A 13,882-nucleotide genomic window follows, 5' to 3' on the forward strand; every position below is an offset into this window, starting at 1 on the left:
CGCCCGTTTTTTAAGCTTTTTTAATCTTACCCTTCCAGTTCTTGAAACCGCCTTCGAGCATGTAGATGTTGTTGTATCCGTTCTTCATCAAGAGTTTAGCCGCCTGGTTTGAACGTGAACTACCTTGGCAGTAAATCAAAATCGGCTGATCTTTGCGCAGTTCTTTCATGCGTAGTTTCATTTGGCCGACCGGGATATTCCGAGCACCAACGATATGTCCGCCTTTGTATTCGTTCGGTTCGCGCACGTCAATCAGCTGACCTTTACGGAGTGAGGCGCGGAATTCTTCTTGTTTCATTTTTTTCAACCCGCGAGCTGGCATGAAACGCCATACGATGTAGGCGATCAAGGCAACCCATAGGAGGATGACGAGGATTGTTTCGAGTCCCATAGATGTTCTTCCCTTCTCTTTCAAAGTTACCATATCTCATTATAATGAATTTAAGGTCATGAGACAATGATTGACTCAATCAATCGGGGCTTTCCCTTTCGATTTCATTCTAGTTAGGATAAAATAAAGAATGGAAACCGGAACATAAGGGGAGGTCGTGCCCATGCCGACACCGAGTATGGAAGATTATTTAGAACGTATTTATTTGTTGATGTCAGAGAAAGGCTATGCGCGTGTATCTGACATTGCGGAACATTTAGGGGTCCATCCCTCCTCTGTCACCAAAATGGTTCAAAAGTTGGACCGTGAAGAATATCTGGTGTATGAAAAGTATCGTGGTCTCATGCTTACAAAAAAAGGTCAAAAAGTAGGGAAGCGATTGGTCGAGCGTCATGCGATGCTCGAGTCTTTTTTACGTCTAATCGGAGTGGATGAGGCAGATGTGTACGAGGATGTCGAGGGAATCGAACATCATCTCAGCTCGAACACACTTGACTGTATGACACAGTTCGTGGAATTTTTTGAAGATAAGCCTGAGCTCATGGATCAATTCAGAGAATTTCGGGATCAAGAGCGAGCTTCAGAGGAATAATATGTGAAAAGCGACATTCGAACTCGATTGTCGCTTTTTATTTGGTTTACCACCGCTAAAATACGAACGAATCATTCATATTTATCATAGAATGTATATTTTTTAGTTATTATTATGTTAAGATGAATCGTGGATTGAATAGATAGGGGGTGACGGCGAACATTCGCCGGATAAATGGAGATTCAAATCAAAGGAAAACTGTTTGATGAACAGCAGATTCAAACACGTGTGAAAGAGTTGGCTGAAGAAATTGAGAACGATGCAGAGGGAACACCAATCGTGATCGTCGCCGTGTTAAAGGGTTCGATGGTCTTTGCGGCAGACTTGATGCGATACATGAAAGGCAGCGTTCAGCTCGATACGGTCGCGACGTCTTCTTACGGGAAAAAGACGGTCTCGAGTGGGAGTGTGCAGCTTCGGAAGGACTTGGATTTAGATGTGGAAGGAAAGTATGTCGTCATTATCGAGGACATCATCGACACGGGACAGACGTTGAAATTCTTGTGTAAACATATGGAGCTTCATCAACCGAAACAGTTGAAAATTTGTACGCTTCTCGACAAGCCGATGCGTCGACTCGTTCAATTGGACGCAGACTATGTCGGGTTCGAAATTCCTGATGAGTTTGTCATCGGATATGGAATCGATTATGCGGAGCAATATCGGAATCTTCCATATATCGGATATGTAGAGACGACATAAAAAGGAGCGCCGCGGCGCTCCTTTTACATGTTTGCTTTCTTTTTCTTCTTGCCTTTTTTTCCTTCAATCACTGTTAAGTGTGGAGGATTGCTACGATGTACGGTTGAACGTTTAGATAACTTGGTGACGTTCGAACCAGGTTTCTTCGCTTTCCGGTTTTTAGCGGAAGCGGAAGGTTTGACTTGAGGACCACGACTTCCCTGCATTCGTTTTTTTGAGGCTTGCGCGGTTTTACGATAGCGTGCATCTTCTGCAGACATACGTGGTGCCATGAAGACGCGATAGATCACATAAAAGACTAACCCGAATATCCCGATGAACAACAATTGTCTAAACAGGCGACCCGGATCGGTGGCAAGCATATGCCCGACCCCGATGAAGCCAAGGATAAACACGATTGTTGCAGCGATCGAACCGACTCTTTGTCTGATCATGGTGCTTCCTCCTCTTATCCCTCTCTATGAATGACCGATTCTCCTAACTCTTTTCGTTCCCATGTCTCAAATGCTTCAATCGCGACTTGAATCTGCTCATCATTCGGCTCTCGTGTCGTCAATAATTGGAGCGACAGGCCCGGTTTGCCGAGGAATGACAGAAAGCGATGGTCGCGGAAACGATTGGTAAACTGAAGGACTTCAAATGAGATTCCGATGACGACCGGCAATAGCGCGATTCGGCTGACGAGTCGCAACCAGAGCGGGTCGATTGGCACAATCATATAAACGCCAATCCCGACGAAGACGGTGAATAAAATGAAACTCGAGCCACAGCGATAATGCAATCGCGAGCTTTGGCGTACTTGTTCAACCGTGACCGGACGCCCGGACTCATAGCAATTGATGACTTTATGCTCAGCGCCGTGATATTGGAAGACGCGCTTAATGAGTGGCGTCAATGATATCAAGTAGAGGTAGCTGAGTAACAATACTAATTTTATTCCCCCTTCAAGGAGGTTTTGAATCACATGTCCGGAAAATAAAGGCACGTCTTGAAACATAGCCGCGAGCAGTGCAGGCGTCACATTGAAAATCAATTTACCAAACACGTATGAGATGACACCGACGATTGCGATGATGGCAATCATCCATATGCTCTGTTTTTGGTCTTCGCTCATGTTCGTATCTTCACTCGGGTCGACATCATATCGATCGCTCGCAAAGTTCATATGTGCAGAACCGTTCTTTAACGATTCGTAAAGCGCGACAATCCCTCTCAAGAACGGTACTTTTTTTAACGATTGGACCCAAGGGACAAGAATGCGCGCTTGCTCGAATGTTTCAATCGAGCCATCTTTTCGCCGGATGGCAGATGCGCTTTCAGAGCGGCCTTGAAACATGACGCCTTCCACAAGCGCCTGTCCCCCGACTGGGATGGTTGGTTTAGAATTCATTCACTTTCCTCGATTCTTCAAATGTTGTACTTGAATTATACCGTGATTTGTAAAAAAAACGAAAGGGCAGAAGGCTCGATTCACGTTCTTTCGATAAATTTGTTACAATAGATAAGACTTGACGAACGAGGGGGAAGAAGGTTGCGGATTTTAGTTTTAAATGGACCGAATTTAAATCTACTGGGTCGTCGTGAACCGGATGTATATGGCGATGTGTCGTTGAAAGGATTGGCGGCAGAACTGATGCTGCGCGCTCCAGAAGACGTTGAACTCACCTTTAAACAATCGAATCATGAGGGAGATTTAATTGATGCGCTGCATGACGCTTTTGATTATGAGGGTGTCATTTTGAATGCGGGTGCCTATACGCATACATCGATTGCGATCCGGGATGCCATATCCGCTATCGCTGCCCCGGTCGTTGAAGTACATATCTCGAACGTGCATGCACGCGAGACCTTTCGGCATGAGTCAAAACTTGCTGCCGTCTGTATCGGTGTCATTACCGGTTTTGGACTCACGAGCTATACGTTAGCGATGCATGCACTAATCGAACATTGGAGGAATCGACATGATTGAACGCGTAAACAAACTGCAAGCAAAGTTAGAAAAAAACGAAATTGATGCGTTGCTCGTCACAAAACGTGAGAATATCCGCTACTTATCTGGTTTCACAGGATCGAGCGGTGTCATCGTCATCACGTTGAATTCGGCAAGTTTTATCACGGACTTCCGTTACACGGAACAGGCGAACGATCAAGTGAAAGGGTATGACATCATCGAGCTTGATACGTCACTCATCAAGTCGGTAGCAGATGTCGTGTCACGTGAATCCATCAAGCGCCTTGGCATTGAGCAGGATGCGATGACTGTGGGGCAATATCGTGCTTATGAAAAAGAAGTGGACGCTCAACTTATTGAAACGTCTGGAATCGTAGAAAAACTGCGCTTGATTAAGGATGAATCAGAGATTAAGATTATGAAGGAAGCTGCGGCAATCGCTGATGCGGCGTACGCCCATATCCAGACGTTCATCCGTCCTGGTCGTACCGAAAGAGAAGTCGCGAACGAACTCGAAATGTTCATGCGTTCAAAAGGTGCCGACTCGTCATCGTTCGACATGATTGTCGCCTCGGGTCTCCGTTCGGCGCTACCGCACGGTGTGGCAAGCGATAAAGTCATCGAAACTGGAGAATTGGTTACGCTTGATTTCGGGGCTTACTATAAAGGGTACTGCTCAGATATCACGCGTACGCTTGCAATCGGTCCGATTTCGGATGAGTTGCGTCAAATCTACGATACGGTACTCCGTGCTCAACTTGCTGGCGTAGAAGGCACACGAGCCGGAATCACTGGCATTGAGGCGGATGCGTTGACACGCGATATCATTAAAGAAGCTGGATATGGCGAATACTTCGGCCACTCGACAGGACATGGTCTCGGAATGGAAGTGCATGAGGCCCCAGGATTATCGTTCCGTTCGGACACGGTGCTTGAGCCTGGTATGGTCGTGACGATCGAGCCGGGTATTTACATCAATGGCGTCGGTGGTTGCCGAATTGAAGACGATGTCGTCATCACAGAAGACGGATGCTACCGTCTGACACAGTCGCCAAAAGAGTTAATTACGATCGAGGCATAAGCTTCATCTGAATTTAGGAGGAAATCAACATGGTATCAGTTAACGATTTAAAAACAGGATTGACGGTTAAAACGTCTGACGGTTCGATTTGGCAAGTCATCGAGTTCCAACACGTAAAACCGGGTAAAGGCGCGGCATTCGTTCGTACGAAAATGCGTAACTTGCGTAACGGGGCAATCCAAGAAACGACGTTCCGTGGCGGAGAGAAAATCGAACGCGCACACATCGAGCGTAAACGCATGCAATATCTCTATCCAATGGGCGACACGTATGTCTTCATGGACAATGAATCATACGAGCAACTTGAATTGACAAGCGCTCAAGTCAAATCAGCACTTCCATATTTGCTTGAGAACATGGAAGTCAGCATCGCGGACTACGAAGGGGAGATTCTTGGAATCGAGCTTCCAACGAGCGTTGTCTTGACGATCGTCGAAGCAGACCCGGGCGTAAAAGGTGACACGGCCTCGAACGTGAAGAAAAACGCGACAGTGGAAACAGGACACGTCATTCAAGTGCCACTTTTCATCGAACCAGGTGAAAAAGTGACAGTCGATACACGTACTGGAGAGTTCATGGGTCGTTATAACGGTTAATCCTTACGAGTGCTCATTCGAATGAATGGGTGCTCTTTTTTTCTCGTTGCATTCATTGGTCTGACCAGTTATAGTGAAGGAGAGATTAGTACCAGGTATAAACAGGGGGTAAGAAAGATGCAAATCGATCAAATTAAAGAGCTTATTCAATTATTGGACCAATCATCAGTCCATGAAATGGAGCTTGAAACATCTGATTTCAAACTGTCATTAAAGAAAGAAGCGCAACAAACAGTGAGCGCGCCGATCATGCAGACACAAGCATTCGCACCGCCTGCGCCTGCTCCTCAAGTAAATGAACAAACAGAAGAACCGACGCAAGAAAAGGCGTCTTATCGTACTATCACCTCGCCGATGGTTGGAACGTTCTATTCACGTCCGGCACCGGATAAAGAAGCGTTCGTGAACGTCGGCGATCGTGTCGAGTCAGGACAAATCGTTTGTATTCTAGAGGCGATGAAACTGTTTAACGATGTCGAAGCGGAAATCAGTGGCGAAATCGTAGAGGTGTTAGTCGCCGATGGCGATCTCGTCGAATTCGGTCAACCGCTCTTCAGCGTGAAGTGAGGTCGTTATGAAATTATTAATTGCTAACCGCGGGGAAATCGCGGTTCGAATCATACGTGCAGCAAAAGAATTGAATATTCCGACGGTCGCTGTCTTCTCTGAGGCAGATCGTGAAGCGTTACATGTTCATCTGGCTGACGAGGCTTATTGCATCGGTCCGAATCCATCGAAGGACTCCTATTTAAATATCCCTAATATCTTATCAGTCGCCTGCGCCGTGGATGCGACGATGGTACATCCCGGTTACGGCTTTTTGGCTGAAAATGCCGAGTTCGCCGAGATGTGCGAGGCGTGCGGGATTCAATTTGTCGGCCCGAGCAGCTATGCGATTCGCAAAATGGGAATCAAGGATGAAGCCAAACGAACGATGATCGAGTCAGGTGTTCCTGTCGTTCCGGGTTCAAGTGGGGTCGTCACCGACGAAGAAGCCATGGAACTCGCACGTGAGATGGGTTATCCGGTCATCATCAAGGCGACAGCCGGCGGTGGAGGACGTGGCATTCGCGTCGCTCGAGACGAGCACGAACTCGTTTCAGGATTGGTCGCGACACGTAAAGAAGCGAAGCAGGCGTTTGGGAATGGTGACGTGTATCTTGAGAAGTTCATCGAGTCGTTCCGTCATGTCGAAGTGCAGGTTCTCGCTGATCAATTCGGCAATGTCATTCACTTAGGTGAACGTGATTGTACGATCCAACGTCGCATGCAAAAACTAGTCGAAGAGGCGCCATCACCTGCGATTGATGAAACGACACGTCAATTGATGGGGGATGCGGCCGTCAAAGCGGCAAAAGCCATTCAGTACTCGGGAGCGGGGACCATCGAGTTCATTTACGTTCCAGAATCAAACGAGTTTTATTTCATGGAGATGAATACCCGGATCCAAGTCGAGCATCCCGTCACCGAGATGATCACAGGATTCGATCTCGTTCAAGCGCAGCTTGAAGTGGCGCTCGGACATCCGCTTGCCATCTCACAAGAGGACATTACGTTCTCAGGACATTCCATCGAGTGTCGAATCAACGCGGAAGACCCATTTATGGACTTCCGTCCGATGGCAGGGAAGATTGACCAATATATTGTTCCAGGCGGTATGGGTGTCCGTGTCGATAGTGGACTCTATGCAGGAGCGATGATTCCGCCGTTCTATGACTCGATGGTTGCGAAATTGATTGTCCATGCGCCAACGCGTGATGAGGCCATTCTGAAAATGTTGCGTGCTTTGGATGAGTTTACGGTTTCGGGGATTAAAACGACGATTCCATTCCATCAACAAGTCATGGCACATGAGCAGTTCCGCATCGGGACGTTCGATACGAAATTCGTTGAAAAAGAAATGTCATTGGCAAAATAACATGAACCAGGAAGCCCGAACATTATTTCGGTTTCCTGGTTTTTTGTACTGAATTTATGAGTGCTTTATGCTAAACTATCACAATGAAAGCATGTAAAAGGAGAGTAACTGAATGAAACGTCATGAAGCACGAGAGAAAGCGATTCAAACGCTTTTTCAAATCGAAGTATCTAAATTAGAGGTGGACGAAGCAATCGAGTTCGCATTAGATGGAGAAGAGTCTGATCCGTTTTACGAACAACTCGTCACAGGGACGCTAGAACATATTGAAGATATCGACGCATTACTAGTTGAAAACTTGAAAAACTGGCGCTTGGATCGCCTAGGAAACGTCGAGCGTACGATTCTTCGAATGGCAACGTTCGAATTGTTATACGTCGAGACGATTCCAGAGAACGTCACTATTAACGAGGCGGTCGAACTCGCGAAATCGTTCGCGGACGAAGAAGCCGGCAAACTCGTGAATGGCGTACTCGGAAATATCATTAAAGAAGACTAAAAAATAGAGATAAGACACCAGACCAACTACAGAAAAACCTAAAGACAACGGGGGATGAGAGAGATGGCAGTAGTGATCGACGGGAAACAAGTGGCAGCATCATATCGAGAAACGTTAAAAGAGCGTGTGGCGGAACTTCGCGCACGTGGCATCGTACCGAAATTAAAAGTAGTGTTGATTGGGGATGACCCAGCGAGTCATAGCTATGTACGCGGGAAGGAACGGGCGGCAGAAGAAATCGGAATCGATTCACAAGTCCTCCGTTTTGATGAGACGATTAGCGAGAAGGAATTGCTCGACTTGATTGATTTGATGAATGCGGATGAGGAAGTTCATGGGATTCTCGTGCAACTTCCTTTGCCGAAACACATCGACGAATCACGAGTCATCATGCGTATCTCCCCTGAAAAGGACGTCGATGGCTTTCATCCTGAGAATGTCGGGAAGATGATGCTCGGTCTGGATACGTTACTTCCGTGCACGCCGCACGGTATCTTACATCTCGCAAAAACACAAACCGAGATCGCCGGAAAGCACGTTGTCGTCGTCGGTCGTAGTCAAATCGTCGGTAAACCGGTAGGCATGTTGTTCTTGAATGAATCAGCAACGGTCACGTATTGTCATTCGAAAACAGCTGACCTCGGTGAGATGACGCGACAAGCGGATATTTTGATTGTCGCGGTCGGTCGTGCTGGTTTAGTCACAGCAGACATGGTCAAACCGGGCGCGCTTGTCATCGATGTCGGAGTCAATCGGGTCGAAGGTCGTCTAGTCGGTGACGTGGACTATGAAGCTGTTAAGGAAAAGGCGAGTGCCATCACCCCAGTTCCGGGTGGTGTCGGTCCGATGACCATCACGATGCTCATGCATAATACGGTCGAGGTTGCATCACGTGGCTAATCCACTCCCGGTTTCTGAAGTTGTTCGATATGTGAAGCGACAACTTGATGATGATGTCTTGCTTCGACAAGTCGCGGTCATCGGTGAAATCTCAAATTTCAAACGGTATTCATCCGGTCATTGTTATTTCACGTTGAAAGATGACGCGTCTCGGATGAAAGCCGTCATGTTTTCTCGAGATGCCAAACAACTTCAATTCGAACCGAAAGATGGAATGAAAGTCATCGCCGTATCAAAGGTGACGATGTATGAAGCGACGGGAGATGTACAACTGTACGTCGAATTGATGCGACAAGACGGAATCGGTCTATTGTTTGAGCGATATGAGGCGAGAAAGCGTGAACTAGAGGGGATGGGCTGGTTCGACGAGGAGCGGAAGCACCCGCTCCCGATGTTTCCAGAGCGCGTTGGGATCGTGACGTCTCCAAAAGGAGCGGCGCTACACGATATCGCGACCACACTTCGTCGTCGTGCGCCACATGTGGCGATCACGTTCGCACCTGTAGCTGTACAGGGAGAAATGGCGGCTCCACAAGTCGCGTCGGCCATTCGCTGGATGAACGAACGCACCGATTGTGATGTACTCATCGTCGGTCGCGGTGGCGGTTCCATCGAGGAGCTTTGGGCATTTAATGAAGATGTTGTGGTGGAGGCAATCTATGCGTCCACGATTCCCATCATTTCTGCTGTCGGTCACGAGACAGACTTTACGCTTTCTGATTTCGTCGCCGATGTTCGAGCTGCGACTCCGACAGCGGCGGCTGAACTCGCTACCGCGATGATTGATGCGCAGCGAAAAGATGTAGAACGTTTGGATAACCATCTGCACAAAGCCGTCAGAGAGCAATTGGATGATTCGCGAACCCGTGTGGAACGGATGATCAATAGCTATGGATTAAAATCGCCGAGGTACACGATTTCTCAAAAACGGGAACGATTCGCCCAGTCAGAAATCCGTCTCGAGCAAGGGATGAGGCGACATCTCACCCAAGCCACTCATCAGCTCCGTCAGTTGTCACAGCAGCTAGATGTAAAGCGATTTTCAAAAACGTTGTCCAAGCAAGGGGAAGAAGTCAATCATATGGTCGAGCGACTCCGTCGAACGAGACCATTAGAACAAGCAACGCTACAATTTGCACAACAGGTTGGACGGTTGCATGCAGTCAGTCCGCTCGCCGTCTTGTCACGTGGATATACGTTCATTGAACAAGATGGGGCCTATGTGCAGAACGTGAAACAATTACGTGACGGTGATATCTCGATTCGTTTTCGGGATGGTCATGCGATCGCTGAGGTGAAGGAGAGGATTGTCGGTGACGAAGAAAGAACAGACATTTGAGGCGGCGCTCGAGCGCCTCGAACAGATCGTCGCGCAACTCGAGAGCGGTGATGTCCCGTTAGAGGAAGCGATGACCCTATATGAGGAAGGTGTCCGCTTGTCTGCGTTGTGCCAGACAAAACTCTCTGCCGCCGAGAAAAAAATGGATGAAATTTTAGAACTTGATGGGACGCTTCGTGAAAAAGGAGGATCCGCATGAACCGTACCGATGACTTGAACAAGTGGAAACGGACCGTCGAACTGGCGATGCAGGAACTCATTGAGTCGAGTGAGATGCCGAAACGATTACGAGACGCAATGACGTATTCTTTAGAGGCTGGCGGGAAACGCATTCGTCCTGCTCTCGTCTATGCCGTCCTTGAAACGTATAGCATGTCACTCGAGCGAGGACGTGAGGTGGCGGCGAGTTTAGAGATGGTTCATACATACTCACTCATCCATGATGATTTGCCGGCCATGGATGATGACGATCTTCGTCGTGGACGACCGACCAATCATCGTCAGTTTGATGAAGCGACCGCTATTTTGGCTGGGGACGCCTTATTGACGGACGCATTCCGTATTCTCACACAGATGCCACTCCCTGCGCTAGATGTCGTCGAGATTATTCGTATTTTTGGATTGGCGGCCGGTAGCTCAGGTATGGTCGGTGGGCAGTTGGATGATATGCTGGCTGAAAAGCGGAACGACGTCACACTTGAAGAGCTCCAATCCATTCATGAACGGAAGACAGGTGCGCTACTCGTCTATGCACTTGAAGCCGGTGCGATTTTGGCAGGGGCATCGGTGGAAGATCGGATGCACCTCAAACAGTTCGGACGTCATCTTGGCATCGCTTTTCAGATTCAAGACGATATCCTCGATGTCGTCGGAGATGAACAAGCAATCGGAAAACGCGTCGGCTCAGATGAATTGAATGACAAGACGACTTATCCGAAGCTTCTCGGCTTAGAGGGAGCGAAGCAAGCTCTTGAGCAAGAAGTGGGAGCGGCACACGCTGCAATTGAATCACTTTCAGTTCCAGCGCCGTTACTTCTTGAGATGCTATCATTTGTAGTGAAACGAAATCATTGACCTCGGTGACACGATGAGCACATCGTGTCACCTTTGTTTTGGGGAATGTGTGGCATATGCCGTCACATTCTTGTAAAATGTAAGGTACGAATCAGTAAAATGTGAGGAGAAAGGATGGTCATTATGGACTTGACATCCATTCAAGACCCGTCGTTCCTGAAACGGATGTCTGTATCAGAGCTCGAATCGCTCGGTTCAGACATTAGACGATTCTTGATTGAAAAATTGGCAGTGACGGGAGGGCATTTGGCGCCAAACTTGGGAGTTGTAGAGTTGACGCTTGCCTTGCACCGTGTATTTGACAGTCCGAAAGACCAACTCGTATGGGACGTCGGTCATCAAGCATACGTTCATAAAATTTTGACAGGACGTACGAACCAGTTTGATACTCTCCGACAATACAATGGGTTATGTGGTTTCCCGAAACGTTGTGAGAGCGAGCATGATGTGTGGGAAACAGGGCACAGTTCGACTTCTCTCTCTGCAGCCATGGGGATTGCGATTGCGAATGAATTGAAAGGGCGCGCCAACGATCGTGCCATCGCCATCATCGGGGACGGTGCTTTGACTGGGGGGATGGCACTTGAAGCCCTCAATCACATCGGTGCCGAGAAACAGAACGTGATTGTCATTCTAAATGATAATGAGATGTCGATTGCGCCGAACGTAGGAGCGATGCATAATATGCTTGGTCGTATCCGGGCATCGCGCAAGCTGAAGCATGCTCGAGAAGAAATGGAGTCACTCATCAAACACATCCCGCTCGTCGGGAGTTCACTTGAACGAAGCGGGGAACGGGTGAAGGACCTCTTAAAATCTGCTCTCATTCCGGGAACGTTCTTTGAAGAACTTGGCTTCACTTACTTTGGGCCGACAGATGGGCATGATTTGAAAGACTTGCTCGAAACGCTTGAGTACGCGAAGAAAATCGACGGTCCGGTTCTCGTCCACGTCATTACGAAAAAAGGGAAGGGATATCGTCCGGCTGAATTGGACGGTGTCGGAACATGGCACGGTCTTGGACCTTATAAAATTGAATCTGGTGAAGTCATCAAAGGCAAACCGAAAGGACCAAGCTATTCGAAAGTCGTCGCGGAGACGATCACGAAAGTGGCTGAGTCAGACGAACGGGTGACGTTGATCACACCAGCGATGAGTGTCGGTTCGAAACTCGATTGCTTTACGAAGAAATTCCCGGAGCGTATGTTTGATGTCGGAATTGCCGAGCAACATGCGGTCACCCTCGCTGGGGGACAGGCGACGCAAGGGTTGAAACCGGTCGTCTCGATTTATTCGACCTTCTTCCAACGCGCGTATGATCAACTAGTCCATGACATTTGTCGTCAAAACTTGAACGTCGTGTTCACGATTGACCGATCTGGACTTGTCGGAGCGGATGGAGAGACGCACCAAGGTGTGTTCGATATCGCCTTCATGCGTCACGTGCCAAACATTCGAATCTTGATGGCAAAAGATGAAGAAGAATTACAACAACTCGTTTATTCTGCACTCCGTTACGATGGTGGACCGATTGCGATTCGTTTCCCGCGTGGCGAAGGGATCGGTGTTCCGATGAGTGAGACGCTTCAAGTAATTTCACTCGATGATTGGGAAGTCGAGGCAGAAGGGACAGATGTCGCTATCTTGACGTTCGGTCCTCAAGTGCAAGACGCCCTCGAAGTCCGAGCACTATTAGAAGGTAAGCTCAGTGTGCGCGTCATTAACTGTCGTAGCATCAAGCCGCTCGATGATGCGATGCTGACTTCACTTTATGCAGAGGGGATTCCGCTCGTGACATTAGAAGAGGCTGCTCTCGCCGGTGGCTTTGGAAGTAGCGTGCTTGAACACGCGAATGAAGCCGGAGCGTTTCCACGGATTCAACGTCTCGGTATTCCGGATCGATATATCGAGCATGGCGGTGTCAACCAGCTCCTAGAAGAGATTGGACTGCGACCTGCCCAAATGGCGGAATCGATTGAACGGTTCGTCATGGAGACAAATCGACAGAATGTGTGAGGGATTATGGAAAAAAGAAAGAAAACTAGATTAGATGTATTGCTCGTCGAACGTGGACTTGCTGAAACACGGGAAAAGGCAAAACGGTCGGTCATGGCCGGTCTTGTCTATAGTGGGACAGAACGTCTAGACAAGGCGGGCGATAAAGTGTTTGATGATATCCCTCTCGAAGTGAAGGGTCAAGTTCTTCCTTATGTTGGACGTGGCGGCTTGAAACTCGAGAAAGCGCTCGACGTCTTCCCGCTCGATGTCTTTGGACGAGTCGGAATCGACATCGGCTCATCGACGGGTGGGTTCACGGACTGTGCGCTTCAAAACGGCGCGACTCAAATGTACGCGGTCGATGTCGGCTATAATCAGCTTGCCTGGAAACTACGGAGCGATGATCGCGTCGTCGTCATGGAGCGGATGAACTTCCGCCACGCGACGGCCGATCAGTTCCCGATTCAACCAGATTTCGCAACGATTGACGTCTCCTTTATCTCGCTTCGTCTGATGGTGCCGCCGCTGAAACAAATCTTGAAGCAAGACGGTGTCGTCATGGCGCTCGTCAAACCTCAATTTGAAGCAGGGAAGGCCGATGTCGGGAAAAAAGGAATTGTTCGGGACCGTAACGTCCATGAACGAGTCGCAAGCGATATGGTCCGATACTTCGCATCGGAAGGCTTCTTTGTCGAAGCGCTGGATTACTCTCCGATCACTGGAGGGGATGGGAACATCGAGTTTCTTCTCTTCGCTCGGTATACGGGAGTAGGTGGCGTCTCGCCATCGCTACAAGTCGAAGAGGTCGTAAATGCGGCCCATGCCAAACTGAAGGGATAAA

General features: G+C 48.5%; 17 protein-coding genes. 14 read left to right on the top strand and 3 right to left on the bottom strand.

Going from position 1 to position 13,882, the window contains the following annotated elements:
- Positions 1 to 10: 10 nt before the first annotated feature.
- Entirely contained in the window at positions 11 to 391 is a 381-nt protein-coding gene (locus KNO70_RS05090) for a rhodanese-like domain-containing protein (protein ID WP_012726584.1), read from the bottom strand.
- A 163-nt stretch (positions 392 to 554) separates the two neighbouring features.
- Between KNO70_RS05090 and mntR the strand changes: the two genes are divergently transcribed.
- Together mntR and hpt are read left to right on the top strand one after the other, a co-directional pair.
- Positions 555 to 983 carry a transcriptional regulator MntR gene (mntR, locus tag KNO70_RS05095; RefSeq protein ID WP_078147113.1) on the top strand — a complete coding sequence of 143 codons (429 nt, stop codon included), beginning with the start codon at positions 555 to 557 and terminating at the stop codon, positions 981 to 983.
- 174 nt (positions 984 to 1,157) lie between these two features.
- Complete coding sequence (gene hpt / locus KNO70_RS05100) at positions 1,158 to 1,685, top strand: hypoxanthine phosphoribosyltransferase (protein WP_078147112.1); 528 nt, start codon at positions 1,158 to 1,160, stop codon at positions 1,683 to 1,685.
- Between the two features lie 23 nt (positions 1,686 to 1,708).
- Here hpt and KNO70_RS05105 read toward each other — a convergent pair whose 3' ends face one another.
- Positions 1,709 to 2,119 (bottom strand): SA1362 family protein, encoded by a 411-nt coding sequence (locus KNO70_RS05105; protein WP_012726581.1) that lies wholly within the window; start codon positions 2,117 to 2,119, stop codon positions 1,709 to 1,711.
- Between the two features lie 14 nt (positions 2,120 to 2,133).
- The gene (locus KNO70_RS05110) at positions 2,134 to 3,075 is read right to left on the bottom strand and encodes a DUF1385 domain-containing protein (protein WP_214811372.1); all 942 of its coding nucleotides are present in this window, start codon (positions 3,073 to 3,075) and stop codon (positions 2,134 to 2,136) included.
- A gap of 141 nt (positions 3,076 to 3,216) precedes the next feature.
- On the opposite strand from KNO70_RS05110, the gene aroQ reads away from it, so the two are divergent.
- The 12 genes from aroQ to KNO70_RS05170 all read left to right on the top strand — a co-directional run bounded on the left by aroQ (position 3,217) and on the right by KNO70_RS05170 (position 13,881).
- Positions 3,217 to 3,654 carry a type II 3-dehydroquinate dehydratase gene (gene aroQ / locus KNO70_RS05115; RefSeq protein ID WP_012726579.1) on the top strand — a complete coding sequence of 146 codons (438 nt, stop codon included), beginning with the start codon at positions 3,217 to 3,219 and terminating at the stop codon, positions 3,652 to 3,654.
- On the top strand, positions 3,650 to 4,717 hold the full coding sequence (locus KNO70_RS05120) for a M24 family metallopeptidase (RefSeq protein WP_214687712.1): 1,068 nt from the start codon (positions 3,650 to 3,652) through the stop codon (positions 4,715 to 4,717). Before aroQ ends, KNO70_RS05120 begins: the two co-directional genes overlap by 5 nt.
- 29 nt (positions 4,718 to 4,746) lie before the next feature.
- A complete protein-coding gene (gene efp / locus KNO70_RS05125) occupies positions 4,747 to 5,313 on the top strand; it encodes an elongation factor P (RefSeq protein ID WP_012726577.1) in 567 nt (188 codons plus the stop codon).
- Between the two features lie 117 nt (positions 5,314 to 5,430).
- Complete coding sequence (accB, locus tag KNO70_RS05130; protein WP_012726576.1) at positions 5,431 to 5,880, top strand: acetyl-CoA carboxylase biotin carboxyl carrier protein; 450 nt, start codon at positions 5,431 to 5,433, stop codon at positions 5,878 to 5,880.
- Positions 5,881 to 5,887: 7 nt separating this feature from the next.
- A complete protein-coding gene (gene accC / locus KNO70_RS05135) occupies positions 5,888 to 7,231 on the top strand; it encodes an acetyl-CoA carboxylase biotin carboxylase subunit (RefSeq protein ID WP_078147110.1) in 1,344 nt (447 codons plus the stop codon).
- 112 nt (positions 7,232 to 7,343) lie between these two features.
- Positions 7,344 to 7,730 (top strand): transcription antitermination factor NusB, encoded by a 387-nt coding sequence (nusB, locus tag KNO70_RS05140; RefSeq protein ID WP_078147109.1) that lies wholly within the window; start codon positions 7,344 to 7,346, stop codon positions 7,728 to 7,730.
- A 63-nt stretch (positions 7,731 to 7,793) separates the two neighbouring features.
- A complete protein-coding gene (gene folD, locus KNO70_RS05145) occupies positions 7,794 to 8,630 on the top strand; it encodes a bifunctional methylenetetrahydrofolate dehydrogenase/methenyltetrahydrofolate cyclohydrolase FolD (protein WP_031423334.1) in 837 nt (278 codons plus the stop codon).
- Positions 8,623 to 9,969 carry an exodeoxyribonuclease VII large subunit gene (gene xseA / locus KNO70_RS05150; RefSeq protein WP_214811375.1) on the top strand — a complete coding sequence of 449 codons (1,347 nt, stop codon included), beginning with the start codon at positions 8,623 to 8,625 and terminating at the stop codon, positions 9,967 to 9,969. Before folD ends, xseA begins: the two co-directional genes overlap by 8 nt.
- Positions 9,944 to 10,168: an exodeoxyribonuclease VII small subunit gene (gene xseB / locus KNO70_RS05155; protein WP_012726571.1), complete on the top strand. Its 225-nt coding sequence runs from the start codon at positions 9,944 to 9,946 to the stop codon at positions 10,166 to 10,168. The genes xseA and xseB overlap by 26 nt, the downstream gene beginning before the upstream one ends.
- Entirely contained in the window at positions 10,165 to 11,043 is an 879-nt protein-coding gene (locus KNO70_RS05160) for a polyprenyl synthetase family protein (RefSeq protein WP_214684035.1), read from the top strand. The genes xseB and KNO70_RS05160 overlap by 4 nt, the downstream gene beginning before the upstream one ends.
- A 123-nt stretch (positions 11,044 to 11,166) precedes the next feature.
- On the top strand, positions 11,167 to 13,059 hold the full coding sequence (gene dxs / locus KNO70_RS05165) for a 1-deoxy-D-xylulose-5-phosphate synthase (RefSeq protein ID WP_205728308.1): 1,893 nt from the start codon (positions 11,167 to 11,169) through the stop codon (positions 13,057 to 13,059).
- Between the two features lie 6 nt (positions 13,060 to 13,065).
- Entirely contained in the window at positions 13,066 to 13,881 is an 816-nt protein-coding gene (locus KNO70_RS05170) for a TlyA family RNA methyltransferase (RefSeq protein WP_012726568.1), read from the top strand.
- Position 13,882: the final 1 nt, after the last annotated feature.

Origin of the sequence: Exiguobacterium sp. s181, from assembly GCF_018617125.1 — a bacterium.
GTDB lineage: Bacteria > Bacillota > Bacilli > Exiguobacteriales > Exiguobacteriaceae > Exiguobacterium > Exiguobacterium profundum.

Coding starts and splice junctions, on each gene's coding strand:
- KNO70_RS05160 (WP_214684035.1), top strand. CDS start 10,165: ATGAACCGTACCGATGACTTGAACAAGTGGAAACGGACCGTCGAACTG.
- folD (WP_031423334.1), top strand. CDS start 7,794: ATGGCAGTAGTGATCGACGGGAAACAAGTGGCAGCATCATATCGAGAA.
- KNO70_RS05110 (WP_214811372.1), bottom strand. CDS start 3,075: ATGAATTCTAAACCAACCATCCCAGTCGGGGGACAGGCGCTTGTGGAA.
- dxs (WP_205728308.1), top strand. CDS start 11,167: ATGGACTTGACATCCATTCAAGACCCGTCGTTCCTGAAACGGATGTCT.
- nusB (WP_078147109.1), top strand. CDS start 7,344: ATGAAACGTCATGAAGCACGAGAGAAAGCGATTCAAACGCTTTTTCAA.
- mntR (WP_078147113.1), top strand. CDS start 555: ATGCCGACACCGAGTATGGAAGATTATTTAGAACGTATTTATTTGTTG.
- efp (WP_012726577.1), top strand. CDS start 4,747: ATGGTATCAGTTAACGATTTAAAAACAGGATTGACGGTTAAAACGTCT.
- accB (WP_012726576.1), top strand. CDS start 5,431: ATGCAAATCGATCAAATTAAAGAGCTTATTCAATTATTGGACCAATCA.
- KNO70_RS05170 (WP_012726568.1), top strand. CDS start 13,066: ATGGAAAAAAGAAAGAAAACTAGATTAGATGTATTGCTCGTCGAACGT.
- accC (WP_078147110.1), top strand. CDS start 5,888: ATGAAATTATTAATTGCTAACCGCGGGGAAATCGCGGTTCGAATCATA.
- KNO70_RS05090 (WP_012726584.1), bottom strand. CDS start 391: ATGGGACTCGAAACAATCCTCGTCATCCTCCTATGGGTTGCCTTGATC.
- hpt (WP_078147112.1), top strand. CDS start 1,158: ATGGAGATTCAAATCAAAGGAAAACTGTTTGATGAACAGCAGATTCAA.
- KNO70_RS05105 (WP_012726581.1), bottom strand. CDS start 2,119: ATGATCAGACAAAGAGTCGGTTCGATCGCTGCAACAATCGTGTTTATC.